The organism is Streptomyces sp. NPDC001530, from assembly GCF_042894545.1.
GTDB lineage: Bacteria > Actinomycetota > Actinomycetes > Streptomycetales > Streptomycetaceae > Streptomyces.
Genome location: NZ_JBIAVS010000042.1, coordinates 38,606 through 52,750 on the forward strand (window position 1 = coordinate 38,606; position 14,145 = coordinate 52,750).

The 14,145-nt window shown below is 70.3% G+C and carries 12 protein-coding genes and 2 pseudogenes; 1 reads left to right on the forward strand and 13 read right to left on the reverse strand.

Going from position 1 to position 14,145, the window contains the following annotated elements; all coding sequences use genetic code 11:
* Positions 1–65 precede the first annotated feature (65 nt).
* From ACFY0T_RS47600 to ACFY0T_RS47630, 7 genes are all read right to left on the reverse strand, one after another.
* Positions 66–1,103: an MCE family protein gene (locus ACFY0T_RS47600; protein ID WP_388884854.1), complete on the reverse strand. Its 1,038-nt coding sequence runs from the start codon at positions 1,101–1,103 to the stop codon at positions 66–68.
* Positions 1,100–2,335, reverse strand: coding sequence for an MCE family protein (locus tag ACFY0T_RS47605; protein ID WP_388884856.1), 1,236 nt, complete (start codon positions 2,333–2,335; stop codon positions 1,100–1,102). Before ACFY0T_RS47605 ends, ACFY0T_RS47600 begins: the two co-directional genes overlap by 4 nt.
* A gap of 5 nt (positions 2,336–2,340) precedes the next feature.
* Entirely contained in the window at positions 2,341–3,156 is an 816-nt protein-coding gene (locus ACFY0T_RS47610) for an MlaE family ABC transporter permease (protein ID WP_388884858.1), read from the reverse strand.
* A gap of 3 nt (positions 3,157–3,159) precedes the next feature.
* Positions 3,160–3,930 (reverse strand): MlaE family ABC transporter permease, encoded by a 771-nt coding sequence (locus tag ACFY0T_RS47615; protein ID WP_388884860.1) that lies wholly within the window; start codon positions 3,928–3,930, stop codon positions 3,160–3,162.
* Positions 3,927–4,871, reverse strand: a complete 945-nt coding sequence (locus tag ACFY0T_RS47620) for an ABC transporter ATP-binding protein (protein ID WP_388884883.1) — start codon at positions 4,869–4,871, stop codon at positions 3,927–3,929. The genes ACFY0T_RS47615 and ACFY0T_RS47620 overlap by 4 nt, the downstream gene beginning before the upstream one ends.
* Positions 4,872–5,015: 144 nt before the next feature.
* Entirely contained in the window at positions 5,016–6,059 is a 1,044-nt protein-coding gene (locus tag ACFY0T_RS47625) for a sigma-70 family RNA polymerase sigma factor (RefSeq protein WP_388884862.1), read from the reverse strand.
* Between the two features lie 54 nt (positions 6,060–6,113).
* Entirely contained in the window at positions 6,114–7,166 is a 1,053-nt protein-coding gene (locus ACFY0T_RS47630; protein ID WP_388884863.1) for a lytic murein transglycosylase, read from the reverse strand.
* Between the two features lie 525 nt (positions 7,167–7,691).
* Here ACFY0T_RS47630 and ACFY0T_RS47635 point away from each other — a divergent pair.
* A pseudogene (locus ACFY0T_RS47635) lies at positions 7,692–7,844 on the forward strand (RNA-guided endonuclease TnpB family protein); the annotation flags it as partial.
* Between the two features lie 85 nt (positions 7,845–7,929).
* On the opposite strand, the gene ACFY0T_RS47640 reads toward ACFY0T_RS47635, so the two are convergent.
* From ACFY0T_RS47640 to ACFY0T_RS47665, 6 genes and pseudogenes are all read right to left on the reverse strand, one after another.
* Positions 7,930–8,136: a hypothetical protein gene (locus ACFY0T_RS47640; protein WP_388884865.1), complete on the reverse strand. Its 207-nt coding sequence runs from the start codon at positions 8,134–8,136 to the stop codon at positions 7,930–7,932.
* Between the two features lie 586 nt (positions 8,137–8,722).
* The gene (locus ACFY0T_RS47645) at positions 8,723–8,998 is read right to left on the reverse strand and encodes a hypothetical protein (protein WP_388884867.1); all 276 of its coding nucleotides are present in this window, start codon (positions 8,996–8,998) and stop codon (positions 8,723–8,725) included.
* Between the two features lie 246 nt (positions 8,999–9,244).
* A pseudogene (locus ACFY0T_RS47650) lies at positions 9,245–9,361 on the reverse strand (IS5/IS1182 family transposase); the annotation flags it as partial.
* A gap of 223 nt (positions 9,362–9,584) precedes the next feature.
* A complete protein-coding gene (locus tag ACFY0T_RS47655; RefSeq protein ID WP_388884869.1) occupies positions 9,585–10,844 on the reverse strand; it encodes a VWA-like domain-containing protein in 1,260 nt (419 codons plus the stop codon).
* Positions 10,841–12,103 carry an AAA family ATPase gene (locus tag ACFY0T_RS47660; RefSeq protein ID WP_388884871.1) on the reverse strand — a complete coding sequence of 421 codons (1,263 nt, stop codon included), beginning with the start codon at positions 12,101–12,103 and terminating at the stop codon, positions 10,841–10,843. Before ACFY0T_RS47660 ends, ACFY0T_RS47655 begins: the two co-directional genes overlap by 4 nt.
* Positions 12,104–12,160: 57 nt before the next feature.
* A complete protein-coding gene (locus tag ACFY0T_RS47665) occupies positions 12,161–13,564 on the reverse strand; it encodes a hypothetical protein (protein ID WP_388884873.1) in 1,404 nt (467 codons plus the stop codon).
* Positions 13,565–14,145 lie beyond the last annotated feature (581 nt).

A 14,145-nucleotide genomic window follows, 5' to 3' on the forward strand; every position in this document is an offset into this window, starting at 1 on the left:
CAGCTTCGGCGGGTCGATGCGGACCTTGACCAGCGGCTCCGGGCGGCGCTGACGGGAGCGCTTCATCATGCGCCGCACCTCGCCCTCGCCACGTGCAGCTCGGGAGTGAGCACCTGTTTCGTCTTCGGCAGCACGATCCGGCCGTCGAAGTCGCAGAGGTAGAAGTTGAACCAGGAGCCGTAGGACGCCGTCCCCGTCAGTGCGTTGAGCTTGTTCGGCAGCCGCTTCAGGACGCCCTCCACGGTGTTCTCGTTCTTGTTCAGCGTTCCGGTGAGATCGGTCAGCTCGGCGATGTCGTCCTTCAGGGGCGGACGCGCGTCCTTGAGCAGCCCCGAGGTGGCGTCCGTCAGGTCGCCGATGCTCACCAGCGACTCTCCGATGGGCTTGCGGTCGGCGGACAGCCCCGAAACCAGCCGCCGCAACTGCTTGAGCAGCCCGGAGAAGCGGGCGCCGCGCTTGTCCAGGGTCTCCAGCACGGTGTTGAGGTTGTCGATCACCGACCCGATCAGCTTGTCGCGGCCGGCCAGCGTCGTGGTGAGTGAAGCCGTGTGCATGAGCAGGCTGTTGACGGTGCCGCCCTCGCCCTGCAGTGTCCGGATGATCTCGGTGGCGAGCTGGTTGACGTCCTGCGGACTGAGCGCCGCGAACAGTGGCTTGAAGCCGTTCAGCAGCGCGTTGAGGTCCAGCGCGGGCTGCGTGCGCGACAGCGGGATCGTGGTGCCGGGTTTCATTCGGGTACCGTCGCCCGCGCCCTCGGTCAGGGCGACGTACCGCTGTCCGACCAGGTTGCGGTAGCGGATGACGGCGCCGGTGCTGTTCAGCAGCGGACGGTCCGCGCCGACCGTGAAGGTGACCTCCGCCAGCGTCCGGTCCTTGATCCTGATGCCCTCGACCTCGCCGACGCGTACTCCGGCCACCCGGATGTCGTCGCCCTTCTCCAGGCCCGTCACGTCGCTGAACACCGCGCGATACGTGAGCTCGGGGGTGAGGGAGATGTTGACGATGGTGGCGGCGAGCAGGGCCGTCGCCAGGATCGTCACCAGGGCGAAGAGACTGAACTTGATCAGCGGGGCAGCGGCCCGCCGGGCTCCTGTGGTCCTCATGCGACGCTCACCGCCGTCCCGCGGGCCATCGGTCCGAACAGCAGGGTCGCGACCGGCGGCACCTCGTCGGCGGAGACGCCCATGACGGGCGCCACGAGCGAGCCGACGGCGCGCTGCTCGGCCCGGGTGGCGGACACGCCGACCGGACTGGACGAACTTCCCTTCTTCGAACCGTCGTTGAGGTGGACCCCGGGCGCGGGCACCGGGGGGTGGGGCAGGTCGCGGCAGTCGGGACCCGACCGCTCGCCGTAGCGGGGGTACTCGCCGGGTTCGTACGCCCCCTGCTGGCGGACGACTTCGAGTGTGATGTGCATCTTGCCGCCCCGGAACGCCTGCTCGGAGGCCTGCTCCTCGCGGACCAGGCCGGCGAGGAGGCAGGGGTACTCGGGGGAGTAGCGGGCGAAGAGTTCGAGCGTGGGGCGGGAGACCCGGCCGAGAGTGATCAGCCGCTGGCCGTTCGCGTCGAGGAAGTCGTCCGCGGTGCCCGCTGCCGTGGCCGTCGTGGTGAGTGCGGAGGCGAGCCGTTCCCGCTGCTCGACCAGGGTGCGACTCGTGGTGACGGTGTTGCGCAGGATCTCCATCAGGTCGGGGGCCGCGTCGCCGTACACCTCGGCGACATCGGCCAGGCGTGCGAAGTCCTCGGTGAGGGACGGCAGGTGAGGGTTGAGCCGGTGCAGATAGTCCTCCACGCGCGTGAGGTTGTCGCCGATCCGGTCGCCGCGCCCTTCGAGGGCGGTGGCGAACGCGGAGAGCGTGGCGTTGAGCTTGCCGGGCTGCACGGTGCGCAGCAGCGGCAGCAGGTCGTTCATCAGCTGCTGGAGTTCGATGCCGACGCGGGTGCGGTCCTGGGTGATGACGTCTCCCGCTCGGATGGGGCGGGCGGGGGAGTGCGCGGGCGCGACCAGGTCGACGTACTTCTCGCCGAACAGCGTCTTGGGAAGCAGCCGCGCGTGCACGTCGGAGGGGATGGACGCGACGTACTCCGGCTTGAGTGCGATGTCGAGCGTCGCCTTCGTCCCGTCCGCGTGCACCGCGCGCACCTCGCCGACCAGCAGCCCGCGCAGCTTCACGTCGGCCCGCGGATCGAGCTGGTTGCCCAGGCTGTCGGCCTCGAGCTTGATCCGTACCGCCGGGGTGAACACCTGCTGGTAGACGGCGACGGACAGGGACAGCAGCAGAGCGAGCACGGCGAGGAACACCACGCCGTACAACCGCAGTCTCAGCACCCTCATACGGCTCACCCCGCAATCCGTACGGTCGTGTTGGCGCCCCAGATCGCGAGCGACAGGAAGAAGTCCAGGACGTTGATCGCGACGATCGAGGTCCGCACGGCGCGGCCCACGGCGACGCCGACGCCCGCCGGGCCGCCGCTGGCGTAGTAGCCGTAGAAGCAGTGCACCAGGATGATCAGCACGGCGAAGACGAGCACCTTCCCGAAGGACCACAGCACGTCGACGGGCGGCAGGTACTGCTGGAAGTAGTGGTCGTAAGTGCCGGCCGACTGCCCGTAGTAGCCGGTGGTGATGGTGCGGGCGGCGAGGTACGAGGACAGCAGCCCGATCACATACAGCGGGACGACGGCGACGAACCCGGCGATCATCCGGGTGGTCACGAGGAACGGCAGCGAGGGCACGCCCATCACTTCGAGGGCGTCCGTCTCCTCGCTGATCCGCATTGCGCCCAGCTGCGCCGTGAACCCGGCGCCGACCGTCGCGGACAGCGCGAGCCCGGCCACCAGGGGCGCGATCTCCCGGGTGTTGAAGTACGCCGAGAGGAACGCCACGAAGTTGGAGGTGCCGAGCTGGTTGAGCGCGGCGTACCCCTGCAGGCCCACCTCCGTGCCGGTGAAGAACGACAGGAAGGCGATGACGCCGACCGTGCCGCCCACGACGGCGAGGGCGCCGCGGCCGAAGCTCACCTCGGCGAGCAGCCGCAGGATCTCTTTCTTGTAGCGGCGCAGGGTGCGGCCGGTCCAGGCCAACGAGCGGCCGTAGAAGGAGAGTTGGGTGCCGAGCTCTTCGAGAGAGCGCAGTGGTCGCTGGAGAAGTCGCATCGGCTAACCCCTCTGCGGGACGACTTGGAAGTACACCGCGGTCATCACGAAGTTCGTCACGAACAGCAACATGAAGGTGATCACCACCGACTGGTTCACGGCATCGCCCACGCCCTTCGGTCCGCCTTTCGCCGTAAGTCCCTTGTACGAGGCGACGATTGCCGCGATCGCCCCGAACACCAGCGCCTTGATCTCGGCCGCCCACAGATCGGAGAGCTGCGCGAGCGTGGTGAACGAGGCGAGATAGGCGCCCGGTGTGCCGTTCTGGAGGATGACGTTGAAGAAGTAGCCGCCTGCCACACCGACCACCGACACCAGGCCGTTGAGCAACACCGCCACGACCATCGACGCCAGGACCCGCGGGACGACCAGGCGGTGGATGGGGTCGATGCCCAGGACCTGCATCGCGTCGATCTCCTCGCGGATCTTCCGCGCCCCGAGGTCCGCGCAGATGGCCGTGCCGCCGGCGCCCGCGATCAACAGCGCGGTGACGATCGGCGAGGCCTCCCGCAGCACCGCGAGCACCGAGGCGGCCCCCGAGAAGGACTGGGCGCCGAGCTGCCGGGTCAGGCTGCCGATCTGCAGCGCGATGACCGCGCCGAACGGGATGGACACGAGGGCCGTCGGCAAGATCGTGACGCTCGCCACGAACCACGCCTGCTGGATGAACTCCCGCGCCTGGAACGGCCGTCGGGGTATGGTCCGGACGACGTCCAGGGCCATGGCGAAGAGGTGCCCCGAGTGCCTGAGCGCTCCGGTCGGTGACAGGCTCATACGTCCGCCACCTCCTTCCGGTGCAGCTCCGCCTCACGTCTCGCGATCGCCTCCCAGCGGGGTGGGCGGGTGATGCCTGGACCCGGCAGCAGGCGGGGAGTCAGAGCCTGACTGCCGGGAGACTGTGCGTGCTCCCCGTCGCCGAGCGCCGCCAGCTCCTGCTCGACCTGGGCGGCGTCCTTCTCCTCCGCCATGCCGATCGGCCCCTGCATCCGGCCGTTCAGGAACTGCCGTACGACCGGCTCGTCGCTGGTCAGCAGCTGCTCGCGCGGCCCGAACATGACCAGCTCGCGGCGGAACAGCAGGCCGATGTTGTCCGGCACTTGGCGGGCTGAGGCGATGTCGTGCGTGACGATCAGGAAGGTCGCGTCGATCTGCGCGTTGAGGTCGACGATCAGCTGGTTGAGATAGGCGACGCGCACGGGGTCGAGGCCCGAGTCCGGCTCGTCGAAGAGGATGATCTCCGGGTCGAGGACCAGGGCCCGCGCCAGACCGGCGCGCTTGCGCATGCCGCCGGAGATCTCGCCGGGCAGCTTCCCCTCCGACCCGATCAGCCCGACCATGTCCATCTTCTCCAGGACGATGCGCCGGATCTGGCTCTCGGACTTGCGGGTGTGTTCGCGCAGCGGGAACGCGATGTTGTCGTACAGGTTCATCGAGCCGAACAACGCGCCGTCCTGGAACAGCACGCCGAAGAGCTTGCGCACCTCGTAGAGCTCGTGTTCGCGCAGCCTGGTGATGTCACGACCCGCGACTTTCACGGAACCGCGTTCCGGCTTCAGCAGTCCGACGAGCGTCTTGAGGAACACGGACTTGCCCGTGCCCGAGGGGCCGAGCATGACCGAGACCTCCCCGGCGGGCAGCGTCAGCGAGACGTCCTGCCAGATGACCTGGTGACCGAAGGACTTGGTCAGCCCTTCCACACAGATCTCGACACCCATCCGGTCCACCCTTCGGCCGTGAAGCAGCTCCGACATCTGCTCTACGGGGAGGGGCGGGGCGTCCGTCGCGGCCGAGGCGGATTTTTTTCGGGGTGCTTACGGCGGTGTACCGGCGGTACTACGGCAGCGCCTTTTTCGGCGGTGCTACGGCAACGCGGCCGGTGTCGGTACGTCGACCGGGATGGAGGGCGTGGCCGGAGTGTCCGGGAGGTCGGGAAGTGCCGTCGGTACCGTGGACGCGGCCGGCAGATCGGGGACGCCGGGCACGCTCGGCAGGTCGGACACGCCGGGGACGTCGGGGACGGACGGCACCGGTGAAAGCGAGGCCTCCGGCAGCGGCGGCACCGACAGCGGCAGCAGCGACTGGTGGTGATCGCCGGGCGGCACAGCCGGCGTCGCTCCGGGAGACGTCGAGGCGGCCGACAGATCGCGGGCGTTCGGGGTGGCTGCCAGGCCGGCGCCGTCGGGTCGGACGCTCTGCGTGGTCGCCTGGACCATACGCGACACGGAGGGACGGGGAGCCGTGCCCTGCCCGTCCCCGTCGTGGACGTACGGCAGCACGAACCCGGCCACCACCAGGGTTGCCGCCGTCGAGGCCACCGCCACGGCCTGCGCGTGCCCGCCCGCGCGCAGCTTGCCGCGCCCCCACAGGAACAGGGCGAGGCCCAGCGTTCCGGCCAGCGAGTTGCGCAGCGTGCGCCGGGCCCGGGCCAGCAGCGACTCGACGGTCCGGTAGCTCAGCCCCATGCGCACGGCGACCTGGCCGACATCGAGGTCCTCGGACTTCAGCCGGAGCGCCTCGGCCTGGCGCGCGGGCAGCTCCCCGCTGCGCACGGCCAGCCACCTGGCCTCGGCCCGGTCGCACACCGCCTCCTCGACGGGCACGGGACCCGGCGCGGTGAGCCTGGGGCTGTCGCGCACCTCGGCCTCGCGGTTGACCTGGCGGTACCGGTCGACGCACAGCCGCATGGTCACGGTCGTCAGCCAGGCGCCGAGGCGTTCGTCGTCCAGGTCGGGGCGCTCCGCGGCGCGCAGCATCGCCTCGTGCACCGCGTCCTCGGCGTCCTCCAGGCTCATCGACCTGCGCCGCGCCACCTTGAGTAGCTGCTCGCGGTGGCTCCACATGCGCTGCCAACGGTCGTGGGCCGCCTGTATCTCCGCAGGCATGTCCGGCATGTCAGTCGCCATGAGGGCCCCTTTGCGCTCATCCGCCGGCCCCGTGCCGTCCGGCGGGTGGCGACATTACCGCCCAGTATCCGCGGTTGTGGAGGGGGTGGAGCCCATCGAGTCCGCACCGTTGCTGGTCAGCGGACCGCCGCTGGGCAGCAGGTCGTCGCCAGGCAGTTCGATGTCCGCGCCGGGCGTGGGGAGTTGGGGCTCCTCCGTCTCCTCGGCCCCGGTTGCCGGACGGGAGCTGGTGGGGACCGGCGAGGCGGGTGTGGATGGTGTCCGGGACGGGGAGGCGCTGGTGCGGGGGGACGGTGTCTGCTTCGGCGTGGGTTTCGGCCGCGACGGTTCGGGGCGCGCCGAGGACCCTGCCGGGCCGTCCGGCACCACCCGGTGCCCTTCCAGGAAGTACGCGTACCAGGCCCTGACCGTGCGCAGATACGCCTCCGAATGGTTGTAGCCGAGGATCGCCCGGTCCAGTCCGGCCGGGTCAGAGAGGTCCCGCCCGCCCGCGCACAGGTAGCGCCCGGCGGCGAGCGCCGCGTCGAAGACGTTGGCCGGGTCGGCCCGCCCGTCGCCGTTGCCGTCCGTGCCCCAGCGGTCCCAGGTCGACGGGATGAACTGCATCGGTCCGACCGCCCGATCGTAGGCCGGGTCCCCGTCGTAGGCGCCGCCGTCGGTGTCCCGCACGACGGCGAAGGCGCCGCCGTCCAGCCGCGGCCCGAGGATCGGCGCCAGGGTCGTACCGTCCGCCGTCACCCGACCGCCCCGCGCCTGTCCGGACTCCACCTGGCCGATCGCGGCCAGCAGCTGCCATCGCAGCCGGCATGCGGGAGCGGTGCGCGCGAGCTCCGCCTCGGCGTGCCGGTAGGCGGCGAACACGCTCGCCGGCAGCGCGGCGCCCGCCACCGGTGCCCCTTGCTCGCGTTCCCGGGTCCGCAGGGGCGGGAGGTCGGTGCGGTACGGGGTGTCGCCCGACACGCTCGGCCCGTGCTCGGCGGGCGACACCCGTGGAGGTACGGAGGCCCGTGCCGGGACAGACCCCGGCGCCTGTGAGGCGGTCAGCGCCGCCATGGCCGCCGTCGCGATCGCCGCACCCCTGGTGCCTCTGACTCTGTGCCCTGCCACGTCGCAGTCCCCTCCCTGTGAGCTGATGTCGTCTGCTCTACGGGGAAGGGCGGCGCGTCCGTCGCGCGGAGCGGGACAATTTCGGGAAGCGGGGTCCTCGCGCGTGAAGCGTTGGCAGTAGCCCTCCGACTTGCACGCCCCGACCTTCCAGCCAGGCCGGCACCGGCCGCACGACCGCCCACTCCGTGTCCGTCATGTCCGACGGGTACCGCCGCACCCGCCCCGGCCGGTCGGCCGCGTTCCCGTATCCGTGCGCGAGGCAATCACTCGCCGAAACAAGCGAGTTGCGGACACGAGCGCGTACAACAGCGGCAACAGGGCCTTGTGGCACTCGGATTGGGATCGCAACCCGAGACACCAAGACGTCCTGCTTTCAAGCGCCGACCCGGGTCTGCCCGCCCTCATCGCGAACCTGGGGGAGACGGTGAGGCACGCCGCGCGATGGGTCACACAAACCGCTTGATCTCTTCGGTGCGGGTCAGCATTTGGCGTCGGTGAATGCCGCACGCCGGTATTTGGTAACCAAAAAACCCGGACTGCGGATGGTCGGGCAACGCCGACCACAGCGCAGCCCGGAACATCTTGCACCTGTACCGGATCGGCCACGTGGCGATCCCGGCTGCCGGAAGGCGCAGTCGTCAGGCGCGGAGACGCGTCAAGCCCGCCACCGCAAGGTAGGTAGGAATCTCTCTCGCTTACGAGGGAGAGAACTTCAAGCTGCCTGTGACTCCGAGAGTGTGCTCGATCCTTTTCGTCAAGGGGATCACCTCCGCCGCGCCCCGCTCCTCGCGCCGGGCATCGAGCGGTCGGTCAGTTGCGGATACAGCGCCTCCGGGCCCGCGGCCAGCGCTGCCGGACCTGCTTGCTGACGTCGTCGGCGAGCCTCGTGCAGGCCGGCCTCGACACCGTCGAGGGTCGCGCGGGCCACCGCGGCGGGATCGGACTGCGTAACGGTCACATTCGCGGCCATGTCCTGGCAATTGGCTGACGTGCAGGGCGGTGACCTGCGTGCCCTGTTCCGCAAGGGCCACATACACAAGGCGTTGGTCACCGACCATTCGGCGGCCTTGGCCGCGGCATATCCGGCGCTGGCCGGGATCGCCCCGGGCACGGTGACCTTTCTTGCTGCCCCTGCTCGACGGTATTGCCGCGGTCGCCGGCGTGATCGGCCGCCCCCATGGTCGGCCGCCCTACGCGCTGCTCGCGGACCGCGGCTACGACCACAACACGCACCGGCGCCTGGCCCGGCAGCGCGGCATTCGCCTGGCATTGCCGAAGGGGGCCAGGAGCATCGCTCTGGTCCGCCCATCCGCTGCCGCCGCGGACGAGGCGTCGACGACCGGCCAAGCTCCGCGGCGACAAGGGCTACGACCACGACCACCTGCGGCGATGGTTACGCAACCGCGGAATCACACCGCGGATCCCTCGCAAGGGTACCGACTCCAGTCATCGACAGTGAGATGACCTGCAAAAGCCTCCCGTTAGGTGCAACGGTGAGGGCCGCCACCTGGAAACGTGCAGGTGGCGGCCCTCAGCCATGCTCCGTCGTACCGCCTTCAGCCCACCACGATCACTATGACGGGAACGTTGTCGAAGTTGGTGCGGTAGAAGTCTCCACGATCGCCCCGGTGGCCGTAGCCATAGCCGTAGTCGTAGTCGTAGTCGCAGTCGTTCCACCAGCCACCGTAACCACAGTTACGGTGGAAATCGTTGGAAACCTGGGTCGGGACGGCTGCCGAGGCCGTACCTGCTGCGCCGATCGCGGTACCGCCGGCCATGAGAACGCCGACCGCGGACACCGCGACGAGACGCCTCGCGCGTTGTGCATTCATGGACATACCTTCCTTCCACCCCCCACGTGCCGCTTTCGAGGCACGAGACGGATGGCCGCGGCCGCAGGGCGAAAAGTCCGGCGCGGTCGTAGGTGTTGCCGCCTGAGTACAAGAAGCGGGGCTGTCGGTTCCCTGGTCAACAGGGATGACGCCTACGGAGGGCGTACCCCACATTGCGGCCCTCACCAGTAGATGCTAGTCGCCCATCGACCGCGCAGCATCCTGGACGAAACGCGGTACCGGGGCGCCTCGATCTGCAGGATTCGGGCCTGTCAGGTCCCCCTTTTTCAGTGCCCGCATGTTCGCCGAGTCGATCGCGCACCTCGTCCAGTCCAGCTCTCCGCGAGATCCCAGCTCGTCGAGCCGCGCGATGCGCACGCCGATGTGTCTGCCCCGGAGCCCTTTACGCAGGTGAGGGACGTCGTAGGCTTTATCGGCGTGAAGGTGTCGGGGCTTGGCGTGCCGGCCTCGCTGGGGATCGTGTCTCCTTACCAACCTTCACGCTCAGCAGGGCTACCCCAGCGCCATGTGACCATGGCCGGGCCAACCACAAGACTCAGGGCTTGTTCGCGCCGTCCTGAGGGGGCTACCGAGTAGCGGAGGAGGACCCGATGTCAACCACTCGTGCCCACGCGGGCGGTGAGTCCGGAACGTAATCGGGATCGTCCTCGTCCCACGACCGGGCCGCGTGCTGCCGAGGGAACAGACCCACCACCGTCCGGCACGGTGGTCGTATGCCCGGCCAGCGCGTCTGGCCGTCGGTCAGGACCACGATGACATCGGGGCGGGGCTGCGCTCGGAGGGCCCTGGCGAAGCCCGTACGCAGATCCGTACCCCCGCCACCCACCAGCGGTATTCCCTCGGCACGGCACAGCGGGTGCACGATCCGCGCCGCCGCGTCGCACGGCAGCACGGTGACCAGGTCGCGACGGCCGCCCACGGCACGGGAGATCGCGGCAACCTCCAGGAGCGCGCTGCCCAGTTCGGCGTCACTGACCGAGCCGGAGGTGTCGATGACCACGGAGACCCGAGGCGGTCTGCGCCGCAGGCTCGGCAGAACAGCGCCGGGCACCCCGGCCGAGCGACGTGACGGCCGGCCGTAGGTGTAGTCCTCGCCCGCGCCGGGGCCGGAGGCTGCCGAGCGGACCGCCGCTCCCAGCAACTCCCGCCACGGCTGCGGCGGGTGGAACGCCTCCTCCGCCCACCGCTGCCACCCCTTCGAGGTGTTCCCCGGACGGGCGGTGATGCCTTGCGCCACCCGGAACCGGACCGCGTCCCGTTCCTGCTCGCTGAGGCCGTGCGCGCCGTCCGGTCCCAGGTCCCACTCCCTGTCCAGTCCGTCGGCGCCGCTGCCGCAGTCCAGCCAGGCCGCGCCCTGCATACGCGGCCCGAGCCGGAACTGGCGCAGGTAGTCCTCCATGAGCTCCCCCTCGGGCAGCCCCAAGGACGCCGGCTCGACCACACCTTCGGGCCGGACCAGCCCGTCACCGAACACGTCGTCGTTGATCTCGCAGTCTGCGGCGATGTTCATCCGCAGCCGTTCGCCGGGGCCGGTCAGCCCGCGCTCCCGCGCGACCCGGTCACTGCGCCCGTGGTGGTCGCGCAGCAGGTGCGACACCTCGTGCACCCATACCCCGGCCAGTTCCTCCACCGGCGTACGGTCCACGAAGGCCGGCGAGACGTAGCACCGCCAGTACCGGTCGACGGCCATCGTCGGGACCCGCCGCGACTCGACGGTGTGGAGGGCGAACAGGGCCGTCGCCAAGTAGGGCCGGACCCGAGCGGCGTGCAGCCGGGCGGCGAAGAGCTTGCCGAGGTCCAGTGTCCCCGGTGTGTCCGGGCTCATCGGCCGGCCTTCGTGGCGACCGCGGCCCGGGCCGCCGCGTGGTCCGCTCGCCGGGACAGGGACACCACTCCGGCGAGCTGTTCGATCGATGCCGGAACGTCCCAGTCCTCCTGACGCAGTGAGGCGAGGGTGGTCGCGGGGACGACCACCAGATCCGGGGCTCCGGTCTCCACCGCCCGGACCAGGAGCGCCCACGCCGCGTCCCAGCGGGACTTCTCCGGCCGCTTGCGGACCGCGTCCACCACACCGTCCAGCACGGCCTGGCGCAGGTCCCCGCGCTCGGGCAGGGCGGCCCCCGCGGGGTCGGCGAGAAGCACCTCGGGGTCCGGGAGGTCCATCCGGTCCAGGCTCGCCAGCAGTTCCAGCCCCGGACCGTCTCCCACGGTGCCCCTGACCAGTAGGGAAAGTACGTCGCGGGAGGAGCCGGCCGCGGTCGCGAAGGCGATGAGGCACAGGGCCTTCTCCCAGCTTCGGGGTGACGGCCAAGGGCCACCCCGGCGCGCTTCATTGCTGGGCAGTTGGTGCACGAGCTTGGGGCGACCGGTGAGGAGCCCGCACACCGCACGCCGAGCGAAGTGCACCGCCTCCGACAACTTCTCCGGGGCGAGCCGCGGCAGGGTTGCCCGGGGCCAGGTCCCACCGAGGCCGCGTACGACGACCTCGTGGTCGTGGGTCCACTGAAGATGAACGAACCGGTTGGCCAGCGGCGGGCTCAGCTCCCAGCCGTCGGCCGCCGAGGATCGCGGGTTGGCGGCAGCCACGATCCGGACCCCGGGCGGCAGCTGCAGGGCGCCGATTCGCCGCTCGAGCACGAGGCGGAGCAGGGCGGCTTGAACGGCTGGTGGTGCGGTGGACAGCTCGTCCAGGAACAGCAGCCCTCGGCCGGCCCGTACCAGCCGCACGGCCCAGTCCGGCGGGGCCATCGGGACACCGTGCTCCGCGGGATCGTCCCCGATGATCGGCAGGCCCGAGAAGTCGGACGGCTCGTGCACACTGGCGATCACTGTGGTCAGCGGAAGGTCCAGGGCGGAGGCAAGCTGTGTCAGGGCGGCAGTCTTGCCGATCCCCGGCTCACCCCACAGGAGTACCGGCAGGTCGGCTGCTACGGCCAGCGTCAGGGCCTCCAGTTGTGTGTCGGGACGCGGTTCGGTGGTGACGTCGCGCAGCAGGGCCAACAGTTCGCCGGAGACATCGAGTTGGGAGGCGTGGGCCAGGTCGGAGGTGGTGCCGGTTGCGGCGAAAGGGGTGCGTGAAGGCATGGTTGATCACCTTTGGGTTCGTGGTGAGCCGAGTGGGAGGGGACGGAGGTCCCTTGGTCAGCGAGAGGTCGCGTGGCGCGGGTGCGTGCGGCGGTCACGGGTACGGCGACGATCCGGTCGGTAGCGGCCGGGGCCAGGTCCGATCAGCCCCGACCTGTACAGCCCGTAGGTGATCCGCCGCAGCGTGGCCGCCTCCAGTTCGTCCCGCAGCGCGCCGTCGCGCAGCAGTGCGTTGGGGCCCAGCAGACCCTCGACGACGGCGAGCGCACCGGCGATGTCGCCGTGGACCAGGCGTTCGCGGACGCCGGTGAGGCAGTCAGGATGTCGGTGCGCCTCGTCGATGGCCCGCAGGCAGGGAAGCGGAGTGCCGGTCAGCGCGGCCAGCAGCTCCTCGCGCCGGAGCTCGGCCGGGTCGTGGTCCAGCGGGGCCAAGACCCCGTTGACCAGGCCGATCCGGTGCTGAGCTCCGCGGCACTCCACGAGACGCGGTTGTCCTGCCTGGTCCGGAGTCCGGGAAGGAGCGGCCGGCGAATGATCCGGTACCAGTGCCGAGGCGACCAGCGGGTGCAGCCGATCGGCCTCGATCGAACCGGTGCGGATCAGTTCGAGGTCGGGCAGCACCCAGGTCGCCGCGTCGGGCAGGACGGGCAGCGTGGAGGCGTCGCCATCTGTGGAGGCCGCCGCGATCCGCAGTGCGGGCGGCGCTACGCCGTTCTTGTCCGCGACCTGGTCCAAGACCAGCCGTTGCCGGGCCCCGAACCGCACGGAGACGGTACCGGTGGACCGCCCTTCGGCGTGGAGCAGAATCCCCGCCTCGGCCGCCCACCGGTCGACGGCGCAGCGGTGCCCCTGCGGCACCATCGCCAGCAGCTCCGGGGCCGGCACAGGGCGGCCGTCGGCGGCCGGCCGATCGGCCCCCGACCGGATCCGCAGCTCGTCGGACCTGCGCGCATCCCACAGGTGGCGGTGCAGGTCGAGGCGGAAGCGCCGGTTGGGATGGGGATGCGGATGACGGCAGGCGCCGGGCTCGGAGTGGGATCCGTCCCACAGCGCGAGGCTGATCCGCTGACCGGCATCCGCCCAAGCCGGGGGAGTCCGGGCCACGAGGTGCACTGGGCATGCGCCGTCACGTCCCGCAGCGTCGTACCGAGCCAGAGTGATGGTCAGACCTGGGCGCAGGAGCCCGTCAGGAGCGATCCTCGGCATGTGCCAGCGCAGCAGGTCAGGCGCCAGATGGCGGAGATCGGCCCGGATGTGGGTTGCGAGTTCCTGGCCATGCGTACGCGCCACGGAACGCAGATTGAGGTCGACATCGATGCCTGCGGCGGCGCTCGCCCCCGCCCAGTCCCCGACACGGCGGCGGGCGGTCGCAGTCTCGATCATGGAGGGTGGCACGGCGAACTCACGCACGCGCAGCCAGAAGGAAAGGCGGGAATCCCTGTTCGCGGTCTGAGTGAGCATCAGCACTCACCTTGCGCGGATGGGACCCCCAATCTGTCAACAGAATGAGTCATCATCACGGGTGATCGTAGCGTTCATCACCTCGATCTGTCAGGTGCCTCGGTTGGAGCGCCGCCCGTGGCCTGAGGGTGGACGCGGCGCGCAAGGACTGCGAGTTGAACACGGCGACCGTCGGCTCCGTTCGGGCCCGAAGACGACTTCACCCCCGTGGCTTGTCGTTTGTCCATCTCGACCAAGGAACTGGCGGGACGCGGTCGAGGTTCTGCGTCCCATCCGCGGGCAACTCGACGCCCGCGGATTCGACCGGCAGGCAGGCAAGGTCCACCTCCACCTGGCCCACGCCCTTCGCCCACCTCAGTGAAGGCGCCGAGGCCGCTGTCGAATACCACACCGTGCTCACGCTCGAAGGCCGTATCCCGTCCGAGATGGTGGAAGAGGCCCATGCGGGTCTCAACGCCCTTGCCGCCGGCCGGCCGTCTCCACCGACGCGCTTCGTTCCGTGATGGCCGGCGACGGTTCACATTCGGGCTGGGGGAGGGATAGCGACACCTCAAACGCTTTCGGTAGTGCGCCGTTCACCG

Coding starts and splice junctions, on each gene's coding strand:
- ACFY0T_RS47600 (WP_388884854.1), bottom strand. CDS start 1,103: ATGAGGACCACAGGAGCCCGGCGGGCCGCTGCCCCGCTGATCAAGTTC.
- ACFY0T_RS47605 (WP_388884856.1), bottom strand. CDS start 2,335: ATGAGGGTGCTGAGACTGCGGTTGTACGGCGTGGTGTTCCTCGCCGTG.
- ACFY0T_RS47610 (WP_388884858.1), bottom strand. CDS start 3,156: ATGCGACTTCTCCAGCGACCACTGCGCTCTCTCGAAGAGCTCGGCACC.
- ACFY0T_RS47615 (WP_388884860.1), bottom strand. CDS start 3,930: ATGAGCCTGTCACCGACCGGAGCGCTCAGGCACTCGGGGCACCTCTTC.
- ACFY0T_RS47620 (WP_388884883.1), bottom strand. CDS start 4,871: ATGGGTGTCGAGATCTGTGTGGAAGGGCTGACCAAGTCCTTCGGTCAC.
- ACFY0T_RS47625 (WP_388884862.1), bottom strand. CDS start 6,059: ATGGCGACTGACATGCCGGACATGCCTGCGGAGATACAGGCGGCCCAC.
- ACFY0T_RS47640 (WP_388884865.1), bottom strand. CDS start 8,136: ATGGCCGCGAATGTGACCGTTACGCAGTCCGATCCCGCCGCGGTGGCC.
- ACFY0T_RS47645 (WP_388884867.1), bottom strand. CDS start 8,998: ATGAATGCACAACGCGCGAGGCGTCTCGTCGCGGTGTCCGCGGTCGGC.
- ACFY0T_RS47655 (WP_388884869.1), bottom strand. CDS start 10,844: ATGAGCCCGGACACACCGGGGACACTGGACCTCGGCAAGCTCTTCGCC.
- ACFY0T_RS47660 (WP_388884871.1), bottom strand. CDS start 12,103: ATGCCTTCACGCACCCCTTTCGCCGCAACCGGCACCACCTCCGACCTG.
- ACFY0T_RS47665 (WP_388884873.1), bottom strand. CDS start 13,564: ATGCTCACTCAGACCGCGAACAGGGATTCCCGCCTTTCCTTCTGGCTG.